This is a genomic window from Haloferax sulfurifontis (assembly GCF_014635105.1).
Classification (GTDB): Archaea; Halobacteriota; Halobacteria; order Halobacteriales; family Haloferacaceae; genus Haloferax; species Haloferax denitrificans.
Genome location: NZ_BMCI01000004.1, coordinates 277,433 through 299,333 on the forward strand (window position 1 = coordinate 277,433; position 21,901 = coordinate 299,333).

21 protein-coding genes are annotated in these 21,901 nt (G+C 68.8%); 9 read left to right on the forward strand and 12 right to left on the reverse strand.

What is annotated here, in order from left to right; all coding sequences use genetic code 11:
- Positions 1-339: 339 nt before the first annotated feature.
- The 4 genes from IEV64_RS12935 (at position 340) to IEV64_RS12950 (ending at position 4,358) form a co-directional block, all read left to right on the forward strand.
- Positions 340-1,551, forward strand: a complete 1,212-nt coding sequence (locus IEV64_RS12935) for a restriction endonuclease (protein WP_188424040.1) — start codon at positions 340-342, stop codon at positions 1,549-1,551.
- 79 nt (positions 1,552-1,630) lie between these two features.
- Positions 1,631-2,233, forward strand: coding sequence for an NfeD family protein (locus tag IEV64_RS12940; protein ID WP_188424041.1), 603 nt, complete (start codon positions 1,631-1,633; stop codon positions 2,231-2,233).
- Between the two features lie 138 nt (positions 2,234-2,371).
- Complete coding sequence (locus tag IEV64_RS12945; RefSeq protein WP_188424042.1) at positions 2,372-3,652, forward strand: SPFH domain-containing protein; 1,281 nt, start codon at positions 2,372-2,374, stop codon at positions 3,650-3,652.
- An 82-nt stretch (positions 3,653-3,734) separates the two neighbouring features.
- Positions 3,735-4,358: a winged helix-turn-helix transcriptional regulator gene (locus IEV64_RS12950; protein ID WP_004971215.1), complete on the forward strand. Its 624-nt coding sequence runs from the start codon at positions 3,735-3,737 to the stop codon at positions 4,356-4,358.
- Positions 4,359-4,580: 222 nt separating this feature from the next.
- Here IEV64_RS12950 and IEV64_RS12955 read toward each other — a convergent pair whose 3' ends face one another.
- Positions 4,581-4,850, reverse strand: coding sequence for a DUF7123 family protein (locus tag IEV64_RS12955; RefSeq protein WP_004971216.1), 270 nt, complete (start codon positions 4,848-4,850; stop codon positions 4,581-4,583).
- A 282-nt stretch (positions 4,851-5,132) separates the two neighbouring features.
- On the opposite strand from IEV64_RS12955, the gene aglD reads away from it, so the two are divergent.
- On the forward strand, positions 5,133-7,007 hold the full coding sequence (gene aglD, locus IEV64_RS12960; protein WP_007275128.1) for a flippase domain-containing glycosyltransferase AglD: 1,875 nt from the start codon (positions 5,133-5,135) through the stop codon (positions 7,005-7,007).
- Positions 7,008-7,013: 6 nt separating this feature from the next.
- Here the strand turns inward: aglD and yjjX are convergent, their stop codons facing one another.
- Together yjjX and IEV64_RS12970 are read right to left on the reverse strand one after the other, a co-directional pair.
- Complete coding sequence (gene yjjX, locus IEV64_RS12965) at positions 7,014-7,535, reverse strand: inosine/xanthosine triphosphatase (RefSeq protein WP_007275129.1); 522 nt, start codon at positions 7,533-7,535, stop codon at positions 7,014-7,016.
- Positions 7,536-7,555: 20 nt separating this feature from the next.
- Positions 7,556-8,362, reverse strand: a complete 807-nt coding sequence (locus tag IEV64_RS12970) for a helical backbone metal receptor (RefSeq protein ID WP_188424043.1) — start codon at positions 8,360-8,362, stop codon at positions 7,556-7,558.
- Between the two features lie 263 nt (positions 8,363-8,625).
- Here IEV64_RS12970 and IEV64_RS12975 point away from each other — a divergent pair, with 263 nt between their 5' ends.
- The 3 genes from IEV64_RS12975 to IEV64_RS12985 all read left to right on the forward strand — a co-directional run bounded on the left by IEV64_RS12975 (position 8,626) and on the right by IEV64_RS12985 (position 11,435).
- Positions 8,626-9,633, forward strand: a complete 1,008-nt coding sequence (locus IEV64_RS12975; protein ID WP_188424044.1) for a transcription initiation factor IIB — start codon at positions 8,626-8,628, stop codon at positions 9,631-9,633.
- A gap of 196 nt (positions 9,634-9,829) precedes the next feature.
- Positions 9,830-10,924 (forward strand): DNA-methyltransferase, encoded by a 1,095-nt coding sequence (locus tag IEV64_RS12980; protein ID WP_188424045.1) that lies wholly within the window; start codon positions 9,830-9,832, stop codon positions 10,922-10,924.
- Between the two features lie 115 nt (positions 10,925-11,039).
- The gene (locus IEV64_RS12985) at positions 11,040-11,435 is read left to right on the forward strand and encodes a DUF7575 domain-containing protein (RefSeq protein WP_007275133.1); all 396 of its coding nucleotides are present in this window, start codon (positions 11,040-11,042) and stop codon (positions 11,433-11,435) included.
- A gap of 66 nt (positions 11,436-11,501) precedes the next feature.
- Here IEV64_RS12985 and IEV64_RS12990 read toward each other — a convergent pair whose 3' ends face one another.
- From IEV64_RS12990 to trpC, 6 genes are all read right to left on the reverse strand, one after another.
- A complete protein-coding gene (locus IEV64_RS12990) occupies positions 11,502-12,680 on the reverse strand; it encodes a 3-dehydroquinate synthase II (protein WP_007275134.1) in 1,179 nt (392 codons plus the stop codon).
- A 743-nt stretch (positions 12,681-13,423) separates the two neighbouring features.
- A complete protein-coding gene (locus IEV64_RS12995; protein WP_007275135.1) occupies positions 13,424-13,834 on the reverse strand; it encodes a methylated-DNA--[protein]-cysteine S-methyltransferase in 411 nt (136 codons plus the stop codon).
- Positions 13,835-13,930: 96 nt separating this feature from the next.
- A complete protein-coding gene (locus tag IEV64_RS13000) occupies positions 13,931-14,731 on the reverse strand; it encodes a 2-amino-3,7-dideoxy-D-threo-hept-6-ulosonate synthase (protein WP_007275136.1) in 801 nt (266 codons plus the stop codon).
- Between the two features lie 24 nt (positions 14,732-14,755).
- Complete coding sequence (gene trpA, locus IEV64_RS13005; RefSeq protein WP_007275137.1) at positions 14,756-15,589, reverse strand: tryptophan synthase subunit alpha; 834 nt, start codon at positions 15,587-15,589, stop codon at positions 14,756-14,758.
- Entirely contained in the window at positions 15,589-16,857 is a 1,269-nt protein-coding gene (gene trpB / locus IEV64_RS13010; protein WP_007275138.1) for a tryptophan synthase subunit beta, read from the reverse strand. Before trpB ends, trpA begins: the two co-directional genes overlap by 1 nt.
- Complete coding sequence (gene trpC / locus IEV64_RS13015) at positions 16,854-17,609, reverse strand: indole-3-glycerol phosphate synthase (RefSeq protein ID WP_229722619.1); 756 nt, start codon at positions 17,607-17,609, stop codon at positions 16,854-16,856. Before trpC ends, trpB begins: the two co-directional genes overlap by 4 nt.
- Positions 17,610-17,788: 179 nt before the next feature.
- Here trpC and IEV64_RS13020 point away from each other — a divergent pair, with 179 nt between their 5' ends.
- Entirely contained in the window at positions 17,789-18,244 is a 456-nt protein-coding gene (locus tag IEV64_RS13020) for an MGMT family protein (protein ID WP_007275140.1), read from the forward strand.
- A gap of 24 nt (positions 18,245-18,268) precedes the next feature.
- Here the strand turns inward: IEV64_RS13020 and IEV64_RS13025 are convergent, their stop codons facing one another.
- The 3 genes from IEV64_RS13025 to lonB form a co-directional block, all read right to left on the reverse strand.
- Positions 18,269-18,607, reverse strand: coding sequence for a hypothetical protein (locus IEV64_RS13025; protein ID WP_188424046.1), 339 nt, complete (start codon positions 18,605-18,607; stop codon positions 18,269-18,271).
- A 102-nt stretch (positions 18,608-18,709) separates the two neighbouring features.
- On the reverse strand, positions 18,710-19,723 hold the full coding sequence (locus tag IEV64_RS13030; protein ID WP_188424047.1) for a CPBP family glutamic-type intramembrane protease: 1,014 nt from the start codon (positions 19,721-19,723) through the stop codon (positions 18,710-18,712).
- 6 nt (positions 19,724-19,729) lie between these two features.
- Positions 19,730-21,814, reverse strand: coding sequence for an ATP-dependent protease LonB (gene lonB / locus IEV64_RS13035; RefSeq protein ID WP_004971237.1), 2,085 nt, complete (start codon positions 21,812-21,814; stop codon positions 19,730-19,732).
- Between the last annotated feature and the right edge of the window lie 87 nt (positions 21,815-21,901).

The following is a 21,901-nucleotide window of genomic DNA, read 5'->3' on the forward strand; positions in this document are numbered from 1 at the left end:
CCGACTTTCCGTTTTGATAATCGGGACTGTTGATTTATGTGACCCCGAGGGAAACCACCGCCAACCACCCGACCGGGACGGGCGAAGCGAGCGACACGGCGCACCCTCCGCGTCGGTCGCCGCGTCGATTCTCCCCGCGGCGCCCCGGGCTCCGACGCCGACGGGCCCGCGCCGAGACGGACGCGGGCGCGGCCGCCGCGACGGCCTCCCTCCCGGTCGTCGCGCGGCCGCCGAAACCGGCCGCCACCGGGACGAACACCGAGACGACAAGATGACACACGACCGACGACGCGGACACGACCGACGACCCGCCCCGCCCGAGCCGGAGGGACGCGAACAGTGACGAGACTCGTCGAACTCGACCCGGCGAAGTTCGTCCGGTTCCTCGCGGACCTCTGGACCCAGCGGAACTGGCAGACGAACGTCCAGCCCCGCGGCGAGGGGAGATACCTCGTACAGGGCCAGCGCGGCGACGGCACGAAGGGACTCATGCTCGTGCTCCCGACCGTCGAGATGACCGTCGAAACCGAGCACATCAAGGGCTTCGTCGCGCACGCGAAAAAGCGCGGCGTCGACGCCATCGTCGTCGCCACCCAAGGCGAGTTCGCCGACGCGGTCCGCGGGTTCGCCACGAGCCACGACGTGACGCTGTTCGACCGCGACGAACTCGGCGAGACCGTCGCCGACGAGGGCCTCGAACAGACCGTCAAGCAGTACACCGACGGCGAGGTGTTCGAGACGGCGGAAGTCGAGTTCGGCCTGCCGTTCGACCTACCCGAACCGGTGGAAGAAGCGCTCGCGTCGCTCCCGATAGCCGCCGCGCGCGAACGGCTCGCCGGACTCGTCGGTGACCGCGGCGGCGACGGCGGTGGCGACAGCGACAGCGGAGGCGGAAGTAGCGGTGACGGTGACGGCGGAAACGGCGGCTGGAAATCCGTTGGGAACACCCTCCGCGACGGACTCCCGTCGTCGGTCGGCGACCTGAAATCGGGGTCGCCGCCGAGCGTCCGCGTCGTCGTCGTCGCCGTGCTGTTGCTCGTGCTCGCGCTCGGCTTCGTCGCCGTGCTCGGCCCGATGGTCGACGGACTCGGCGGACCGACCGGCGACGGCGGCGGAGGCGAAGGCGGCGTCGCCGTCTCCGCGCTCTCCAGTGCGAGCGTCGACTCGGCCGACGTGGTCGCCCGGTGGAACGCCCGGACGACAGACACGCTTCAGGTGGGCAACCGAACGTACGCCGCGCCGGAGGGAGAGCGGTTCGTCGTCATCGGGCTCAACGCCACGGCCGCGGGCGACGCGCCGGGGTCGCTCCCGGAGTCGGCGCTCGCGTTCGAGACCGACGGCGTCAGCTACGGCTACCAACCGCTGTCGAACGCGACCGGCTTCCGCAACGGCGGGCTGTTCGCCCCCGACGAGCGGGCGCACGTCTGGACCGTCTTCTCCGTGCCGACGAACGCGACCACCGGGACCGTCTTCGTCCGGCCGACGAACGAAGACACCGTGGCGTTCGTCCACGACCGGTCGGTCTCGACCGACCCGAACGGCGAGGACTGAGCGGGGAACGGCCGCCCCCGCCGAACCCGCGCCGCGTTCGACCCTCAATCCTTAATCGGGCGACGGCCCTAGACCCGGTATGGCATACCCGCCGCTCCCGTTACAGACCGGTCTCGTCAGTCCCGAGACGCTCCCGCTTTTGCTCGTGCTCGCGGGGCTCGGCCTGTCGCTCGCGGAGGCCATCGCCCCCGGCGCGCACTTCGTCGTCCTCGGCGTCGCCCTCCTCGCGGCGGGGCTGGTCGGCCTCTTTATCGCGCCGCTCGCAGGCCCGATAGCACTCGGCCTGCTCGTGTTGGTCTTCGGCGCGCTCGCGCTCTACGGCTACCGAGAACTCGATATCTACGGCGGGAAAGGAGAAGGAAAGACGAGCGACTCGGACGCGCTGACGGGCAAGATGGGGCGCGTCACGGAGCGCGTCACGCCGACCAGCGGCGAGGTCAAACTCGACGAGGGGGGGTTCAACCCTTACTACGCCGCCCGGTCGGTCCACGGCGAGTTGGAAGTCGGAAGCGAGATCATCGTCGTCGACCCCGGCGGCGGCAACGTCGTGACCGTCGAGGGCGTCGGCCCCGGCGAGGACGAAATCGACCGCGAACTCGCCCGCGAGCGGGCGCGACGACGGCGCGAGGAGTCCGCGGAGCGAGACGAAGAACTCGAACGAGAGGGTACGGAAGGCGTCTGACCGCCGGCCGCGACGCCGCGGTCGGCCCGAACCGCGTCGACCCGAACCGCCGTTGGCCGCCCCGTCACCCCCGAAACCGTCCGACGTGACGGCCGGACCACACGAATACTTATCATTCTGCCAACCCAAGGCGGGCTTATGGACCTACTTGCCCTCCAGGCGGGGCTGGGTATCGGAGGCGTCGTCGCCGGCCTCCTCGTGCTCGTCCTCGCCATCGTGACGGTGTATCAGATGGTCGAAATCGTGGACGCCTACGAGAAGAAGGCGCTCACGGTGTTCGGGGAGTTCCGACGGCTCCTCGAACCGGGTATCAACTTCATCCCGCCGTTCGTCTCTCGGACCTACGCGTTCGATATGCGTACCCAGACGCTCGACGTGCCCCGGCAGGAAGCGATTACGCGCGACAACTCGCCGGTCACGGCCGACGCCGTCGTCTACATCAAGGTGATGGACGCCAAGAAGGCGTTCCTCGAAGTCGACGACTACAAGCGCGCCGTCTCCAACCTCGCCCAGACGACCCTCCGGGCCGTCCTCGGCGACATGGAACTCGACGACACGCTCAACAAGCGCCAGGAGATCAACGCGCGCATCCGCAAGGAACTCGACGAACCGACCGACGAGTGGGGCGTCCGCGTGGAGTCCGTCGAGGTCCGCGAGGTCAACCCCAGCGCCGACGTCCAGCAGGCGATGGAACAGCAGACCTCCGCCGAGCGCCGCCGCCGCGCCATGATTCTCGAAGCGCAGGGTGAGCGCCGCTCCGCCGTCGAACAGGCCGAGGGTGAAAAGCAGTCGAACATCATCCGCGCGCAGGGCGAAAAGCAGAGCCAGATTCTCGAAGCGCAGGGTGACGCCATCTCGACGGTGCTCCGCGCGAAGTCCGCCGAGTCGATGGGCGAACGCGCCATCATCGACAAGGGGATGGAGACGCTCGAACGCATCGGACAGGGCGAGTCCACGACGTTCGTCCTCCCGCAGGAGCTCACCTCGCTCGTGGGTCGCTACGGCAAACAGCTCACCGGCTCCGACGTACAGGACACGGAAGGCCTCTCCAGCAAGCAGTTCGACGAGGAGACCCGCGAGCTCATCGGCCTCGACGACATCGAGGAGATTCTCGGGCAGATAGACCAGGCCGCCGAGATGGACGTCGAACAGCTCGAACAGGAGGCGGAGGCCATCAAGGCCGGCGCGGAGGTCAACGACATCAAGTCGCCCGACGAGGTCATCGCCGAGGCCGACGAGAGCGAGACCCCCATCAAGTCGTCCGACGAGGTCGTCGCGGAAAGCGAGGGCGCGGACGGCGCGGCCGACGAGTCGGCGGACGCGAACTCCGCGGGCAACGGCCAACCGGCCACAGACGCCGGCGACGAGGGCGACGGCGACGACGAAAGCGAGATGTCCTTCGAGAAGGACCTCGAATAGTCGCATCGACCGACCGTCCCGGATTCAGACGGGTGTGAATGCCGAAGCCCTTTTCTCCGCGCCGTCTCGTATGTGGGAGTAGATGTCGAATCGCCGGGTAGACGAAGACAAGCGCGCGACCCTCCGTCGGTTCGCCGCGCTCGGGGCCGCCACGCCGCTCGTGGGCCTCGGGGGCGGCGACGACGGCGACGACGACTCGTCGGGGTCGAGCGACGCCCGAGACGCCATCGTCGGCTACGTCGCGTCGACGCCCGGCGCGCACTTCTCGAAGGTCCGCGACGACCTCCAGTTGGGAACCGGCGAGACGCAGTACCACCTCCGGAACCTCGTCGACGACGACACCCTCGAAGTCCGCCGCGACGGCGACTACAAGCGGTTTTTCCCCGCGGGCCGGTTCTCGGAGTTCGAGCAGGTCGCCCTCGGCTACCTCCGGCGGGACACGCCGCGCGGGATGCTCGTCCACCTGCTTCGGGACCCCGACGCGACGGGGAGCGAACTCGCCGACAGACTGGGCGTCTCCCGGGCGACGGTGAGCACCTACGCGAAGGAACTCGACGCCGTGGGCCTCCTCTCGCGGGAGGACGGCTACGCGGTCCGCAACCCCGAGACGGTCATCACGCTCCTGATTCGCCACGCCGACTCCTTCAGCTCCGACGCCGCGGCGTTCGCCGACGACGCGGCCGAACTCATCCGGTTCGACCCCTGACCCCCTGACCGGGGCGAGAGTCGGGGAGTCGGTGCCGGTATTCTCCGTCGGTTCGGAACACTCAGCGGCGGCGCTGGGACGCGAGAAAACCCGAAAAACGGGGGTGGAACGACGTGGGGTGGGAGACGACGGCGTTCCGGGAGGGTGGCGCGAGAGAGGACGCGCCGGGGTGCACGCCGAGGTCGGCGCGCGGCGGGGCCGGAGTGAAGCGTCAGCGGGGGCTCAGACGGTCACCTTCCACGTCGTGCCGGAGGAGTAGCCCCACTTCTCGACGGTCACGTCGAAGTCGCCGTCGAGGATGGGGCGCATGTTCGCGCCGACCTCCTTCGCCGAGAGGTCGAGGTCGTCGGCGATGAGGCGGGACTTGAAGTACGTCTTCGCGCCGGCGTTCGAGCGGAGGTAGTCGAGGATGCGGCGCTGTTTCTCCGAGAGGCTGGGTCTGGTGTCGAGGGCCTCGCCCTCGACCGCGGCGGCGGAGGCGGTCGTGCTCATACCTACACAGAGAGACGAGACGCCTATCAGGGGTTTGGTACGGGAGCTTAACACGGCGCTGTCTTGCGATTTTCGCCGAAAACGAGCCGTCGGAACGGCTCCACTGCGCCGTCGCAGGTACAGTCGCCTAACAGCCACGCGACGCGGACACATCAACGGGGAGACAGTCGGGGGCGACCGGCACGCCGTCGAACGCCCGAGCGTTCCGAACTGTCCGTCTAACCGGAGCGTAACGACTCCAAGACAGAAAATTCATACGCGGATAGCGGCCATACGACGACAATGGGTCGCCCGACAGAACGACGCCCGGCCGCCGCGACCGCGGCCGGCGTCGAAGTGAGCGTCGTCCTCCCCGCCTACAACGAGGCGCGGACCATCGAGAACACGGTCCGCGTCACCGTCGAGACGCTCGAATCGTTCCTCCCCGCCGACGCCTTCGAGGTCATCGTGGCCGAAGACGGCTGTGACGACGAGACGCCGGAGATAGCCGACCGGCTGGCCGCCGAGGACGACCGGATTCGTCACTACCACAGCGACGACCGGCTCGGCCGCGGCGGCGCGCTCGAACGCGCCTTCGAGGCCGCCGACGGCGACACGCTCGTCTACTTCGACACGGACCTCGCCACGGATATGCGCCACCTCGAAGAGCTGGTCGAGCGCGTCCGCTCCGGCGAGTACGACGCCGCCACCGGGTCGCGCTGGATGCCCGACCGCGTCGCCGACCGCCCGCCGAAACGCGGCGTGCCGAGCCGCGCCTACAACGGCCTCGTCCGCCTGTTCCTCCGCTCTGACCTCCGGGACCACCAGTGCGGCTTCAAGGCGTTCAGCCGCGAGACGTTCGAGGCGCTCCGCGACGACGTGGAAGACGACCACTGGTTCTGGGACACGGAGATGCTCGTCCGCGCCCAGCGCGCGGGCTTCCGCGTCGCCGAGTTCCCCGTCGACTGGGAGCCGAAAGGCGACACGAAAGTCGACCTCGTCCGCGACATCCTCGGGATGGGGAGCCAGATTCTCCGGACGTGGTGGCAACTCACCGTCCGGCCGCGCATCACCCGCCGGGTGACAATCGCCGCCGGCCTGCTCCTGACCGTCTTCGCGCTCGCGCTGATGACGCTGTACATCGACCCCTCGGAGGTCATTTCGGTGCTCGGCGACGCCGACCCCGCGCTCGTCGCCGCCGCCGCAGTAATCTACGTCGTCTCGTGGCCGCTCCGGGGGATTCGCTACCGCGACATCCTCGGCGAGCTCGGCTACCGCGAGAAGGCCGGCTTCCTCACGGGGGCGATATTCATCAGTCAGACCGGGAACCTCGTGTTCCCCGCCCGCGCGGGCGACGCCGTCCGCGCCTACGTCGTGAAAGCGCGGCGGAACATCCCGTACCCCTCGGGCTTCGCGTCGCTCGCGGTCGAGCGCGTCTTCGACCTGCTCACCATCGCGGGGCTCGCGGGCGTCGTCCTCGTCGGCCTCGCGGCGACCGGCGGCCTCGACGACATCGCCACGGTGCTGGCGACCGGCGTGAGCGGCGGGTCGGTCAACGTGTCCGCCGACGACGTGCGCACCGTCGCCTACGTCGCCACCGGCGTCGGCGTCGTCGCCATCCTCGGCGTCCTCGGCATCGCGCTGTCGGCCCGCGCGGACCGGAACGTCGTCCGGGCGTTCGTCGGCCGGTTCTCGTCGGACTCCTACGTCGACCTCGTCGCGGGCGTCATCGAGCAGTTCGTCTCCGACCTGCAGGCGGTCGCCGGCAACCGCGCCGCCTTCACCCGCGTCGGCCTGACGAGCCTCGCCATCTGGACCGTCGACGTGGTGACCGCGGTCGTCGTCCTGCTCGCGCTCGGCGTCGATATCGACCCCGTCGTCCTCGTCGGCGTCTCGTTTTTCGCCGTGAGCGTCGGCAACCTCGCGAAGGTGCTTCCGCTGTCGCCCGGCGGCGTCGGCCTCTACGAAATCGCCTTCACGGTGTTCATGGCCGCGCTCGCGCCGGTCACGCCCGCCGCCGCGCTCGCCGCGGCGGTCCTCGACCACGCCGTCAAAAACGCCGTCACCGTCGTGGGCGGCGTCGCCTCGATGCTGTCGCTCAACGTCTCGCTGACGACCGCGGTCGAAGAGAGCGCGGACGTGCGCGACCGCGAGCGCGAACTCGCCGAATCGGAGTGAAGGAAGTCAGTACAGCTCGCACCGGAACGGCGCGAACGCGCCCGTCACGGCGGCTTCGAGCGCGTCAGTGCGCGTGAGTCGGCCGCCGGTGAACACGCCCGCCGCGCCCTCGTTTTTCGCGATGTCGTCGGTGCCGAGCACGTCGTCCATCACCGGTCCGAGCTCCTCGCCCGCGTCGATTCGGTCCGCGATGCGGGCGGGAAGCGGGAGGCTCGGTCCCGCCGCGCGGCCGACCCGTTCGCCGTCGGTCACGGCCGCCCACATCACGAGGTACAGGTCGGTCTCGTCCGTGCCGTCGCCCGCCGAGAAGGTCGCGACGCCGCCCTCGATGCCGACGCCGAAGTCGTAATCGCCGGCGTCGAGCGCCCGCTCCGCGCGGGTGACCGCGCCCGCGATGGTCTCGTCGTGGCCCGTCGGCTGTTCGGAGACGCCGGAGTCGACGGCGACCGCCGCCACGGAGGCGTCGGGGCAGGTTCGTTCGACCGCGCGCCGCTTCACCGGGTTGCCGCTTCCGACCGCGATGTCCATGTCGGAAGCGCGTCGCCCGGTTATTTCCCTTCGTCGGATTCGGTCGCGGGCGGGGTCGCGGTCGCGGCCGCTGGCTCCCACGGCTCGGGGAGGCCGGCGTCGGGGTGCAGCAGTCGCGCGAGGCGGTCGACGCCCGAGACGACGGCGGGGCTCGGCTGATTGAGAAGCGAGTCGTCGACGGCGTGGACCGACGCGTCGAGATTCCACCCGCGGGCCTCGAACGCCTCGGGGTCGCCGCGCTCGCCTTTCCCGCAGGGGTGGAGCATCACGTGGTCGGGGTCGGCGGCCGCGACGGTCTCGGGGTCGACTTCGGCGGACCGATCGCCGGGCGCGACGAGCGGGGCTGAGCCCCCGGCGGCGCGGACGAGGTCGGGGACCCAGTTGCCCGCGGCCATCGGCGGGTCGGCCCACTCCTCGCAGTAGACGGTCGGGCGGTCGCGGCCGGCGACCGCGTCGGCGACGCGGGCGAGGTGGTCGCGGCAGTCCTCGGCGAGCGTCGCGCCCGCGCCGGCGTCGCCCGCGGCGTCGCAGACGACGGGAAACGAGTCGAACACCTCAGCAAGCGTCGCGGGCGCGACGTGGACCACGTCGTAGCCGCGGTCGCGGGCCGCCGCCGCGACGTCCGACTGGAGGTCGTCGCAGGTGCAGACGGCGTCGGCGTCGAGTTCGGCGACCCGGTCGAAGTCGGGGTTCAGCCAGCCGCCGACGACCGGCTTGTCGGTCGGCGAGTGAACGGTCGCCCCGACGACGTGGGCGTCGAGACCGGCGGCGTCGAGGACGGCCGTCGCGCTCGGCGCGAGCGAGACGACGCGAGGGTTCGCGGCCATGCGTGGTCCCGTTTACGACCCGTCGGCAAAAGTGTGTATCGCGTCGTCGGTCGCCGCGAGTCACCGACGAATCGCCGATGAGCCGCCGAATCCATCACGGACCTCAATGCCCGTGCGACGGCCTCACACATGCAAACACCGCCGCTCGCCGAAAGCGATACCAAACCATTTATGCGGTCGTCTGCGGTTGCTGGTGTTACGGACAGCATCCGGGTTCTAGCCGCCTCTAACCACCCATTCCCGGAGCACCCGCCGTCGTATCCATGAGTGAACGAATCTGGACCCGAAACCCCGGCGCACAGGAGCAGGAACGAAACACGCAGAACGGCCGACAGGAGGCCGAGACCGAACAGGAAGACACGAAGGGCAACACGCTTCAGTGCCCCGAGTGCGGCGGTCACGTCGTCACCGACGACGAACACGGCGAGACAGTCTGTAACGACTGCGGCCTCGTCGTGACCGCCGACTCCGTCGACCGCGGCCCCGAGTGGCGCGCGTTCGACGCCCGCGAGAAAGACGAGAAGTCCCGCGTCGGCGCGCCGACGACCAACACGATGCACGACAAGGGCCTGTCGACGAACATCGACTGGCGCGACCGCGACGCGTACGGCAACTCCCTCGGCGCGCGCCAGCGCCAGAAGATGCAACGGCTCCGCAAGTGGAACGAGCGGTTCCGCACCCGCGACTCCAAGGAGCGCAACCTCAAGCAGGCGCTCGGCGAAATCGACCGCATGGCCTCCGCGCTCGGCCTCCCCGAGAACGTCCGCGAGACGGCGTCGGTCATCTACCGCCGCGCGCTCGACGACGACCTGCTTCCGGGCCGTTCCATCGAGGGCGTCGCCACGTCCTGTACCTACGCCGCCGCCCGCATGGCCGGCGTCCCGCGTTCGCTCGACGAAATCGCGGAGGTCTCGCGCGTCGAGAAGAGCGAGGTCGCCCGCACCTACCGCTACATCGCGCGCGAGCTCTCGCTTGAGGTCAAGCCCGCCGACCCCGAGCAGTACGTCCCGCGGTTCGCCAGCGAGCTCGGCCTCTCCGACGAGTCGAAGATGCGCGCGCGCCAGCTCCTGAAGAACGCCAAGGAGAAGGGCGTTCACTCGGGTAAGTCGCCGGTCGGCCTCGCCGCCGCCGCCGTCTACGCCGCCGCCCTCCTCACCAACGAGAAGACGACGCAGGCCGCCGTCAGCGACGTGGCCGACATCTCCGAGGTCACCATCCGCAACCGCTACCACGAACTCCTCGAAGCCGAGGAGAACCTCGGCCTCGTCTGAGCGCGCACGCCCGACGCCCGCTCCGAGCGACGGTTCGACCCGGACGAAACGACTCGATTTTCGCTTATTCGCCCGCCAGCGGCGGCGCTCGACGCGACGCGCCGCCATCGAGTCGCGGGGAGAAGTCGACCGGCACGGGGCGACCGCCCCCGCGCCGAGGCGAAGGGTTTTGTTTCGGGGCGAACACGTCCGTACGATGCGCACGACGCACGCCCTCGCGGTGGGCGACGCCGCCGACACCGGACTCGCCGACGAGAGCGTGAACCTCGTCGTCACGTCGCCGCCCTACCCCATGATAGAGATGTGGGACGACCTCTTTTCGGCGCGTGACGACACCGTCGCGGCGGCGCTCGACGCGGGCGACGGCGACGTCGCCTTCGAGGCGATGCACGAACAGCTCGACGCCGTCTGGGACGAGGTGGCCCGCGTGCTCGCGCCCGGCGGGATGGCCTGCGTGAACGTCGGCGACGCGACGCGGAGCCTCGACGGGTCGTTTCGCCAGTACGCAAACCACGCCCGCGTGCTCACCGCGCTCGCCGAGCGCGGGCTGACGCCGCTCCCAGACGCCATCTGGCGCAAGCCGACAAACAGCCTGACGAAGTTCATGGGGTCGGGGACGCTCCCGCCGAACGCCTACGTCACGCTCGAACACGAGTACGTGCTTGTGGTCCGGAAGGGCGACCCGCGGTCGTTCCCGCCGGGCGACGAGCGGCGCTACGAGAGCGCCTTCTTCTGGGAGGAGCGCAACCGTTGGTTCTCCGACCTCTGGGAGTTCGGCGGGACCGACCAGCGCCTCGACTCGGGGGCCAGAGAGCGCTCGGCGGCGTTCCCCGTCGAACTGCCGCTTCGCCTGATTCGGATGTACTCCGTCTACGGCGACACCGTCTTCGACCCCTTCGTCGGCACCGGGACCACGACGCTCGCGGCCATGCTCGCGGGCCGGGACTCCGTCGGCTACGACCTCGACGCCGACCTCGTCTCGGGGTTCGAACGCCGACTCGACGACCTCACGGAACGCTCGCGCGCGGAGGTCGAACGCCGACTCGACGCCCACCGGGAGTTCGTCGCCGACCGCGACGAACGACCCGGTCACGACGCCGAACACTACGACTTCCCGGTCGTGACGAAACAGGAGCGTCGCATCCGCCTGTACCGCGCGTCGTCGGTCGAGGCGTCGGCCGACGGGGCGGACCGCGAGTTCGTCGTCGAACACGAACCGTTCGACGGGGCAGAGGCGGCCGAGTCGTCGGAGCGGCCCGAACTCTCGGAAGACCCGACGACGACCGACTGAGTTCGAAACACTCGAATTCGGGGGTTCAGACACATGGCGGCGTGCGTCGGTACTAGTTAGCCGACTGTCCGACAATCCAGACGTTTAAGAGCGCGGACGACGACGCCAACGAACAATGCCCGATGCTCGTCGTCGCGCCGTCGTCGCCGCCCTCGTCGGCGTGGTTGGTGCCTCGCTCGGAATCGCCGGGGCCGGCCACGTCTACCTCCGCGAGTGGCGACGCGCGATTGCGTGGTTCACCTTCGTCTTCGGCGCGGCGCTGGTGTTGCTCTCGACGTTCGCCGACCCGGCGACCGTGACGGTGGACTCGCTCCCCAGAGAGGTGCTGTTCCCCGTCTTCGGACTGCTGTTTCTGAGCGCGCTCGACGCCTACCGCGTCGGACGTCGCCCGCGCGGCCGCAACGCGAACGGCGAGCCGACCTGCCCGGTCTGCGGCGGCGAGCTCGACCGGAACCTCGACTTCTGTCCGTGGTGTGCGACGGAACTCGAATGGTACACGGTCGAAGGATAGAGAGAGCCGACGACCGCCGGCCGCCGCGCGCGACTCTGAGTTTGAGAAAAAACGTCCCTCCGTCCGTTACTTCTCGATGATGCTCTCTTCGACCGCCTCGCCGAAGTGGCGAGCCGTGTCCTCGTAGTAGATGAGCATCTCGTCGCCGGGTTCGAGGTCGGTGACCGCGGTCCGGCCCTCGCGGGTGTGGACCTTGATTGTCTCGGCGTTCTGGAGGAGCGTCGTGACGCGGTCGCCCTCGTAGTCCGCGGAGATACGGAACATCGGCCGCTTTTCGATTTTCACGCGCCCGACGATGGCCTCGCGGGTGTTGCCGTTCGTGTCGATGAGCTGTACCTCGTCGCCGCTTTCGAGTTCGGAGAGATAGACCGTGCCGCCGTCGGGGGTCCGAGCGTAGGCGTGGACCGCGCCGGCGTTGACTCTAAACGGCCGGGACGCGACGTACGGGGACTTCGCCGTCTCGGCGTGGACGAAGAACAGGCCGCGGGCCATCGAGCCGACGAGCATCCCCTCGTCGTGGTCCATGATGGTTCCCGTGTCGACGCAGACGCGGTCGGCCATGCCCGTGCGTTCGACCTCCGTGACCTCGGCCCACACGAGATCGAGCGACTCGCGTTCGGCCTCGTCGCGGACCTCGACGGTCTTGCGAATCTCGTCGGGGTCGTCGCTGTCGAGGAGGACGCCGTCGGAGCCGAGTTCGAGCGTCTCGAAGGCGGTCTTGGCTTCCTCGGCGGTCGTGACGCCCGCGATGAGGTCGGTCTCCTCGCCGATGCGGGCGATGAGGTTCTCAAGCGGGATGATGGTCCAGTCCTCGCCGATGACGATGGTGTAGTCGCCGTCGCGGGCGGCCTCCTCGGCGAACGCCTCGTAGTCCTTGCTCAGGATGCGGACGTACGAGCCGTTTGCGAGGTCGTCGCCGCGGCGGAGCGTCGTCAGGTCGGCAGAGCCGGAGAAGTCCGAGGGGAGTTCGACGGTCGCGTCGCCCTCGCCGTCCTTGCCGACGATGTAGGCGTCGGCGAGCGCCGCGGGCTCTCCGTCGTCTTCCTCTGCTTCCATCACGTGGACGTCCGCGTCGGTCCGGAACGCGGCGATGTTGACGTCGCCGAGTTCGCGCACCTTCTCGACGTCGGCCTCATCGACGAGGACCCAGTCGACGCCGGCTTCCAGTCCGGCCGTGATGCGTCGCTTCCGCGTCTCCCAGTCGCCGACTGTGTCGTCGGCCTTGAGCCAGACGCTTCGTGTCATTATCGACTTCACTCGGTGGGCGGGCTTGAACGTGGCGAATGAATCAACGGACGGCGAGCGGATACGAACGGACGGCGACGGGTCGCTTGGCCGCCCTGCTTAGATTCTATATCGCGTTATGAGATTTATGAGGATGAAATAGAGGGTGAAATCGACGGTCGGACGGCGATTCCACCGACGCGAGTCGAACGAGAGAGGCGCTCGCCTCGCTCAGTTACCACTCAACTCCCGTCGAGTCGGCGTCGATTTGGTCGTCTCGTCGGGGTGGTGCGCCTGTGACCGATGGGACAGTCCGGTCTCGCACGCGAATCGTGAACGCTTCGTCACCCGGTGTCTCAGTCATCGAGTTCGTCGGTTCCACGAACATAGAACACAGCGACCACATCCGAATCCCAACCGCCGACGTTCGAGGGCGACGACGGAGGCGATTCGTCCAGCACCGACACCCATCGCTGGAATCGACCGCGTGGAACCCCGTCATGGTTCGGAACTCCGGGGTTCGAGGCTGGAAGACGGTATCGCGGTCGGAATCGAACGTCGTTTTCTGTCTCTCACTCTGTCGGCGAATCCGGTAGACCGGACAGACAACTAACGTCGAGTCACGAACGCGGTTCCGCGAACGGCGCGTCAGAACGCTGGGAAAAGCTGGTTTCGCGGGGTACTCGGAGCGACTCACACACCGACCACGACAGTTCTCGGTCGGTTCGACAGTCAATAAATCAATTACGGCGATATGAAATCAGTCAAAACGCGTCCAGCCCCGTCTGGGTCGCGCCGCGCTCGTGGTCGAGAAGCGCGCGTTTCAGGTCGACGCCGCCGGCCGCGGAGAAGCCGCCGAGGGAGTCCGCGCCGACGACGCGGTGGCACGGGACGACGAGCGGGACCGGATTGTGCCCGCAGGCCTGTCCGACGGCGACCGCGTGGCTGTCGAGTTCGGCCGCGACCTCGCCGTAGGTTCGCGTCTCGCCGTACGGAATCGACGCCATGACGCGCATCACGTCGCCGGTAAAGGAGTCGGGAAACCGCACGTCCACGTCGAACTCGCGGCGCTCGCCGTCTTCGTACTCGGCGAGTTGTGTTCGGAGCGAGTCGGCAGAACACCCGACGAGCCGTTCGTCCACGTCGACCGCGAACCCCCACATCGTGACGCGCATACTCGGGGTTCGCGCTCGGCGGGTATCTATCTGTAGGCTGGGACTGTCGAAGGAAGCAGAAAGGGCGTCGGAACGCCGCGGGTCGCGTTAGTCGCGTTACGCCTCGATGCCGAGCCCGGCGCGTTCGAGCGCCGCATCGACGTCGGCGTCGTCGTGGATGACGGCGCTGACGGCGCGGGTGATGGCCTCGGGGTTCTCGTGCTGGAAGATGGAGCGACCCATGGAGACGCCGGCCGCGCCGGCGTCCATCGTGCCGCGGACCATCTCGACCGTCTCGCGGTCGGTGCCGCGACTGCCGCCGGCGATGACGACCGGCAGGCGCGTGGCCTCGACGACGCGGCCGAAGGACTCCGCGTCGCCGCTGTAGGCCGTCTTCACCACGTCGGCACCGACTTCCTCGGCGAGGCGGACGGCGTGGGCGAGCGCCTCGGGGTCCTGTTCGTCGATGCCGGGGCCGCGGGCGTAGGACATCGCGAGGACGGGCACGCCGAAGTCGGCGGCGCGGGAACAGAGGTCGGCGAGTTGCGTCATCTGGTCGGGCTCGTAGTCCGAGCCGACGTTGATGTGGAAGGAGACGGCGTCGGCACCGACGCGGAGGGCGTCTTCGACGGTGCCGGTGAGTCGCTTGTCGTTTTCGTCCGGGCCGATGACCGTCGAGCCGTTTACGTGGACGATGTAGCCCTTGCCGTTCTTGTTCGGGTGGACGCGCGGCGCGGTGCCCTTGTGCGTGAGGACGGCGTCGGCGCCGCCGCGCGTGATGCCGTCGATGGTGGATTCGATGTCGACGAGGCCCGTGACCGGGCCGAGGGTGATGCCGTGGTCCATCGGGACGATGAGGTATCGCCCGTCTGTGGAGATGCGTTCGAGTCGTGCGGAGAGTCCGATGTCGGTGTTCATGTATGAGAAAGGGTGGCAGAGTGGTTATGTGCGTTCCGGATGCGGTGGGCGTTGCGACGCGCCGGCCACCGCGCCGTCTTTCAGCTCGCGGGCGAGCGTTTCGAGGCGGTCGGCGACCGTTTCGGCGTCGTCGCCGTTCTCGTGGCCCTCGGCGACGATGTCCACGAGCGCGCTCCCGACGATGATGCCGTCGGCACCGCTGGCGACGATGCGCTCGGCGTGGTCGCCGCTACTGATGCCGAAGCCGACCGCCTTGGGCACGTCGTAGTCGGCGAGTCGTTCGAGCGACGAGCCGGTCTGGTCGGAGACGCTCGACTGCGCGCCCGTCGTGCCGAGGCGCGCCTGCACGTAGACGTAGCCCGAGACCCGTTCCATGATGCGGTCGAGGCGCTCGCCGCGGGTCGTCGGCGCGACGATGAACACGAGGTCGAGACCGAACTCGTCGCAGGCCTCGCGCAGTGGGTCGGCCTCTTCTGCCGGCAGGTCGGGGACGACGAAGCCCTCGATGCCGACCTCGGCGGCCTTCTCGACGAACGGCCGCGGACCGGGTTCATCGCCGTAGCGGTAGATGAGGTTGTAGTAGGTCATACAGACCAGCGGCACCGACACGTCGAGGTCCTCGACGAACTCGAAGAAGCGCGTCGGCGTCATGCCGCCTTCGAGCGACCGAACCACCGCGTTCTGGATGGTCGGCCCCTCGGCGATGGGCTCCGAGAACGGAAGCCCGAGTTCGATGACGTCCGCGCCGCCGCGTTCGAGCGCCTCGACGTATTTCAGCGAGGACTCGTAGTCGGGGTCGCCGGCGGCGAGGTAGGGGACGAACGCCGGGCCGTCGGCGAAGGCGTCTTCGAGCGACATCACAGGCCCCCCGTGAACTCGTCCATGTTCGGCGCGATGTCGATGTCGCGCTCGTAGGTCTCCTCGATGGCCGATTCGAGGTCCTTGTCGCCGCGGCCGGAGACGTTGACCACGACGTACTCGCCGAGGTCGTCCGCTTCCCCGGAGTCGGGCGCGTCGGGGCCGACGACCGATTCGAGGTAGCCGAACGCGTGAGCCGACTCCAGCGCGGGGATGATGCCCTCCATCTGGGAGAGCCGGTGGAACGCGGTCAGCGCCTCGTCGTCGTCGACGTTGACGGCGGTGACGCGGCCGGTGTCGACGAGATACGCGAGTTCGGGTCCGACGCCGGCGTAGTCGAGGCCCGACGACACCGAGTGCGACTCCATAATCTGGCCGTCGCGGTCCTGTAGGAGCCGGGTACGAGCGCCGTGGAGGATGCCCTCCGTGCCGGTCGTGAGCGACGCCGAGTTGGGCGCGACGCCGGCTTCCTCGTCGACTTCGAGCGTCGAGCCGCCGGCCTCGACGGCGTAGAGCGCGGTCTCCTCGTCGTCGACGAACTCGGCGAACGCGCCCATCGTGTTCGAGCCGCCGCCCGCGCAGGCGACGACCGCGTCGGGGAGCCGACCGAGCTTTTCGGTGGCCTGCGTGCGGGCCTCCTCGGAGATGACCGACTGAAAGTCTCGGACCATGCTCGGGAACGGGTGGGGTCCGACCACGGAGCCGATGACGTAGTGAGTGTCTTCGACGTTGGTCGCCCAGTCGCGCATCGTCTCGGAGATGGCCTCCTTGAGCGTGCCGCGGCCGACGGTGACGGGGTTCACCTCCGAGCCGTTGAGCTTCATCCGGAAGACGTTGGGGCGCTGGCGGTTGATGTCGCGTTCGCCCATGTAAATCTCGCAGGGCATATCGAGGTGCGCGCAGGCCATCGCCGTGGCGGTGCCGTGCTGGCCCGCGCCGGTCTCGGCGATGATGCGCTCTTTGCCCATGTACTTCGCCAACAGGACCTGTCCGAGGGCGTTGTTGAGCTTGTGCGCGCCGCCGTGAAGCAGGTCCTCGCGCTTGAGGTACACCTCGCGGTCGTAGCGCTCGGAGAGTCGGTCCGCGCGCTGGAGGGGCGTCGGCCGCCCGCCGAAGTCCCGCAGTCGCGCGCGGAAGTCGTCCATGAAGCCGTCTTCGTTGTCGAGGACGTACCGCTCGTACGCGTCGTTCAGTTCCTCGATGGCCGGCATGAGGGCCTCGGGAACGTACTGTCCGCCGTAGTCGCCGAATTTGCCGTCTGCGCTCATTGTGTGAGTGTCTCCGTGTTCCGTCGTACGTCGCCGTCCATGATGGCCGTCCCGACGAGGAGGGCGTCGGCACCGGCCTCGCGCATCCGCGTCGCGTCGTCGACCGTCTTCACGCCGCTTTCGGCCACGAGGAGCACGTCCTCGGGCGCTTCCGGCGCGAGTTCCTCGAACGTGCCGAGGTCGACTTCGAGTTTCCCGAGGTCGCGGTTGTTGATGCCGACGATGTCGGCTCCGGCCGCGAGCGCCGCCGTGAGTTCCTCGCGCGTGTGGACCTCCACGAGCGGCTGGAAGCCGCGGTCGCGGGCCGCCTCGACGAGGTCCGGGAGGTCCTCGCCGACGAACCGCGCGATGAGGAGCACGAGGTCAGATTCGACGACGTCCAGTTGGGCCTCGTGCATGATGAAGTCCTTGCGGAGCACGGGCACGTCGACGGCCTCGCGGATGCGCCGAAGCGACTCGGCGGAGCCGCCGAAGTGCTCGGGTTCGGTGAGCACCGACAGCGCCGTCGCGCCGCCGGCGACCATCTCGCGGGCCAGTTCGACCGGGTCGTCCTCGCGGACGCCCTCGGTCGTCGGACTCGTGGGCTTCACCTCGGCGATGACGGGAACCCGCCCCGCGGCCTCCGTCTCGGCCACGGCCTCGGGGAACGACCGCGCGTCGACCGACACGCGCGTCTCCCCGCCGGGTCGCTCCCGCGCGGCCTCCAGGATGGCGCGCACGTCGGGAGCTAATTCGTCTCCACTAGCGTTCATTGATGTACACTAACGCACGTATCTGTACATAAGACTTGCGTCGGCGGGGACACTCACCGTCTCTCGCGCGCTCGCGTTCGCGGGCGAGCGCGCGACCAGCGAACTCGAACCGAACGCGGTCGGCCGACCCCCACGCCGTCGCCGGAAGGGTCAAGCGTCCGGCGACGGGAGCCGAACGTATGCCCGTCTCGGGAATCTACGCGCGCGAATCGTCGACGCTCGGCCGCCCCGTTCAGGTCGGCGTGGTCAGCGGGAAGGTCATCGACGTCTCGTTTCCGGACTCGCTCCCGGCGGACGCCGAGTCCGACCACGAACACCTCGACGCCGTGTTGGCCGCCATCGACCGGGGCGAGACGGACCTCTCGTCGGTCCCCATCGGCCTGACCGTCCCGACCGACCAGCGGAGCGTGCTGGAGTCGCTTCGGAACGTCCCGCGGGGCGACACGGTCGACGTGGCGCTCCTCGTCCGCATGGCCGGCCTCGACCCCGAGGGCGACGACTCGGAGCGCGTCGTCCGCGAGGCGCTCGCGGCGAACCCGGTCCCGGTCGTCGTCCCCGACCACCGGGTGAAAGACGGCCCGAGCGCCGCCCCCGACGACGTGGTCGAGGCGCTCCGGAAGTCCGAAGGAATCTAAATCTATAATTCTGCGGCCCTCCCCTCAGAACGGCATCGCGTCGGTCTCGCGGCGGAGCGCGAGGTAGCCGAGCAGGCCGCCGAGGAGGAACAGCGTGCTGGCGAGTCCGACCGACTGGACGCCGGTCGCGAGCTCGGCGAACTGCGAGAGCCCCGCGAGGACGAAGCCGCCGCCGGCGGCGTACTTGAGTCGGCTGTCGACCGGAATCCGGAGCGTGACGACGCCGAGGAGAACCGCCGTCAGCCCGAAGGCGGCGTCGGCGGCGAGTCGAAGCGTCGGGTTCCCCGTGGCGAACGCCGCGACGACGAGCGCCAGATAGCCGATGAGCCCCGCCTGCGTCAACTGCCGCGTGTCGATGTCCATACCGGCTACGCGTGGTGCGGACACTTGAACGCATCCCCGCGCCGCGGCCGCGACGGCGAGCGATTCGGCGGTCGTCGCCGACGCCGACGTGGTGAGCCGCCGCTACCAGCCGAACAGCTCGTGGCCCGCAAACTCCAGCGCGTTCACGAGGTAGTGGGCGACGACCACGACCAACAGGCTCCCGGTGAGGACGAACGCCGCCGCAAGGACGAACCCGAGGAGGCCGGTGACGACGATGCCGAGTCGACCCTGCGCGCCGTGGCCCGCGCCGAAGGCGGCCGACGACACGGCCGCCATGAGCCACGGCGACACGTCGAAGCCGGCGGCGACCGCTCCCACGAGCGCGCCCCGGAACAACAGCTCTTCGAAGCCGGCGATGAGGGGAAGCGCGACCGCGAACAGGAACACCCAGCCCGCGGCGGTCCGCGGCGTCAGCGACTCGCGGACCGCCTCGTCGGGCGCGATGCCGAACCGCTCGCTGACCGTCGAACCGACTCGGTTGGCCCCGTAGAGCGCGATGCCGAGTCCGACGCCGAGAGCGAACTTCGCCGGGAGGTCGGTGACGGAGAAGCCGAGCGCCGCGGCCGGCACGCCGGCGTACCACGCGCCGAGGCCGAGAAAGCCGCCGAGGAACGCCTGCGAGAGCGCGACGTTGGCGAGAAGGAGATGCGGCGGGAGGTCGGCGGCGGACGCGGAGCGCTCCGAGACGGCCGAGACGGGAGCCGCGGTGACGCCGGGGGGTTCCCGGTCCGAGTCGGGTTCGGAACCGGCCGTCACGTCGGACTCGGCGTCGGCCGCGCCGTCGCCCCCAGCGAGCGTCGGCGGCTCGGGTCGCGGCGACGCGTCGGTCGAATCGACCGAGAAGGAGGCCAGCGAGACGGTGTCGGGGTCGGCTGGTTCGTGCGTTTCGTCCGGTTCGGCGGGGGTAGAAACGGGGTCGTCCGGCGAACCGACTCGGGCGTTTTGGGCGGGGTCGGACTCAGAGTCGTGGGGAGTCGCGGGCGCGTCGGAGCCGGTCTCCTCAGCGTGCGGGACGCCGCGAGAAAAGTGTGCGAGAGAGAGTAAGACGGCGAGGACGAGGCCGGTGAAGCCCGCGAACGCCGCCCAGTCGGTCATCCGGCGTTACTGCGGGCTGGGGCTGGAGGGCCCTTTGACGCCCTGGCCCTTGTTGAGGGCGGAGCCGGTGATGCTCTTGAGGCGGTCCACGAGCGAGTCCTTCTCGGGTTCGCCTTCAAGGGCGACGTCGAGGACTTCGCTGATGTGCGAGACGGGGATGATGTCGACCATCTCCTTGTACTCGTCTTCGATCATCACGTCCTGCTCGTTGGCGGCGGGGATGATGACCGTCGAACAGCCGGCCTTCGCGGCGGCCTCGATCTTGTGGGTGACGCCGCCGACCGGGAGCACGTCGCCGCGCACCGACAGCGAGCCGGTCATGGCGACCGACTGGTCGATGGGGATGTCCTCCAGCGCGGAGATGACGGCGGTGGCGACCGTGATGGACGCGGAGTCGCCGTCGACGCCCTGCTGGCCGGTCTGGACGAACTGCACGTGCACGTCCATCTCCGAGAGGTCCTGGTTGGAGAACTTCTTGATGATGGCCGAGACGTTCTGGACGGACTCTTCGGCCATCTCCTTGAGCTGGCCGGTCGCGATGACCTGACCGGGGCCCTGCGAGGGCGTGACCTCGGCCATCACGGGGAGCATGATACCGGAGTCCTCGCCCATGACGGCGAGGCCGTTGACGCGGCCGGTGACGAAGCCGTCGTTGACCGACAGCTCGTAGTCCTTGCGGCGCTCGATGTACTGGTCCGCGATCTGCTGTTCGATGGAGCGCGCGCGGCGCTTGGCCTGCAACACGTGGTCGCGGGTGGTCAGCTCGGCGTTCTCGCCGCGGGCGATGTCGCCGGCGACGCGGACGAGGCCGCCGAGGTTACGGAATTCGAGGGTGAGGTGACCCTTGCGACCGGCGCGGCGGCGGGCTTCGAGGATGAGCTCCTCGACCGCCTCTTCGGTGAAGTGCGGGAGCCGCCCGTCGTTGGTGACCTCCTGGGCCACGAAGCGCGCGTACTTGCGGCGCATCTCGGGGGTGTCCTGGATGGTGTCGTCCATGTACACCTCGTACCCGTAGCCCTTGATACGGGAGCGGAGCGCGGGATGCATGTTCTCCATCGCGTCGAGGTTACCCGCGGCGATCATGATGAAGTCCGTCGGGACGGGCTCGGTCTGGACCATCGCGCCCGAGGAGCGCTCGGACTGGCCCGTGATAGAGAACTCGCCCTCCTGGATGGCCGTCATCAGGTGCTGTTGACTGCGCACGTCGAGGGTGTTTATCTCGTCGACGAACAGGACGCCCTTGTTCGACTTGTGAATCGCGCCGGGTTCGACGCGGTCGTGGCTGGGCGTCTCCATGCCGCCGGACTGGAACGGGTCGTGGCGGACGTCGCCGAGGAGCGCGCCCGCGTGAGCGCCCGTCGCGTCCTGGAACGGCGCGGACTTCTGGTCGGCGTTGTTCACGATGAGGTTCGGAATCATCGCGTCACTGCCGCGGGAGCCGTAGCGGAACGCGAGGTAGATGATACCCGCGGCGAGGATGCCGAGCAGGACCTGCTGGGCGATGATGAGCGAGTAGCCCAGCACGACCGCGATAATAATCCACATGAGGAACGAGCGCATCTGGTTGCGCTTGCGTGCCTCTTCTTTGTGCGCCTCGACGATCTGGTCACCTTTGCCCGCGGGGACCGTGCGGACCTTGGGGCGATTGCCGTCGTCGGGGTTGTGGTAGACGAGCACGTCCTGTAGCTCCTCGCGGGGGAGAAGCTCGGACATCGCCTTGGCGAGCATCGACTTCCCCGTCCCCGGGGAGCCGATCATCATGACGTGGCGGCGCTGTTTGGCCGCCTTCATGATGACGTCGCGGGCGTGCTCCTGCCCGATGACCTGGTCGACGAGGCGGTCCGGGACGGGAATCTCGTCGGTCGTCTCTATCTTGAGACCACCGAGGAGGTCGTCTTCGTCCACGTTCTCGGCCACGTCGGCGTCGATTTCGACATCGCTCCCGAGGTCGTCGATCGTCTTCTTGTCGACCTCTTCGGCCTCGTCGTGCTGGAGCGTCCCCCCGTCGTCGATGCCCTCTTCCGAGGGCGCGTCGTCGGGTGAATCCTCCCGCTCGTGGAGGCTGTCGTCGGTGTTCGTATCGTTACTCATAGAACTGTCGTCGCTACTTCTAACGTAGGCCCTGCGACTGATATACTTTCTCCCCGGTCCGCATCCGGCGTACCTTGCCGTAACCTC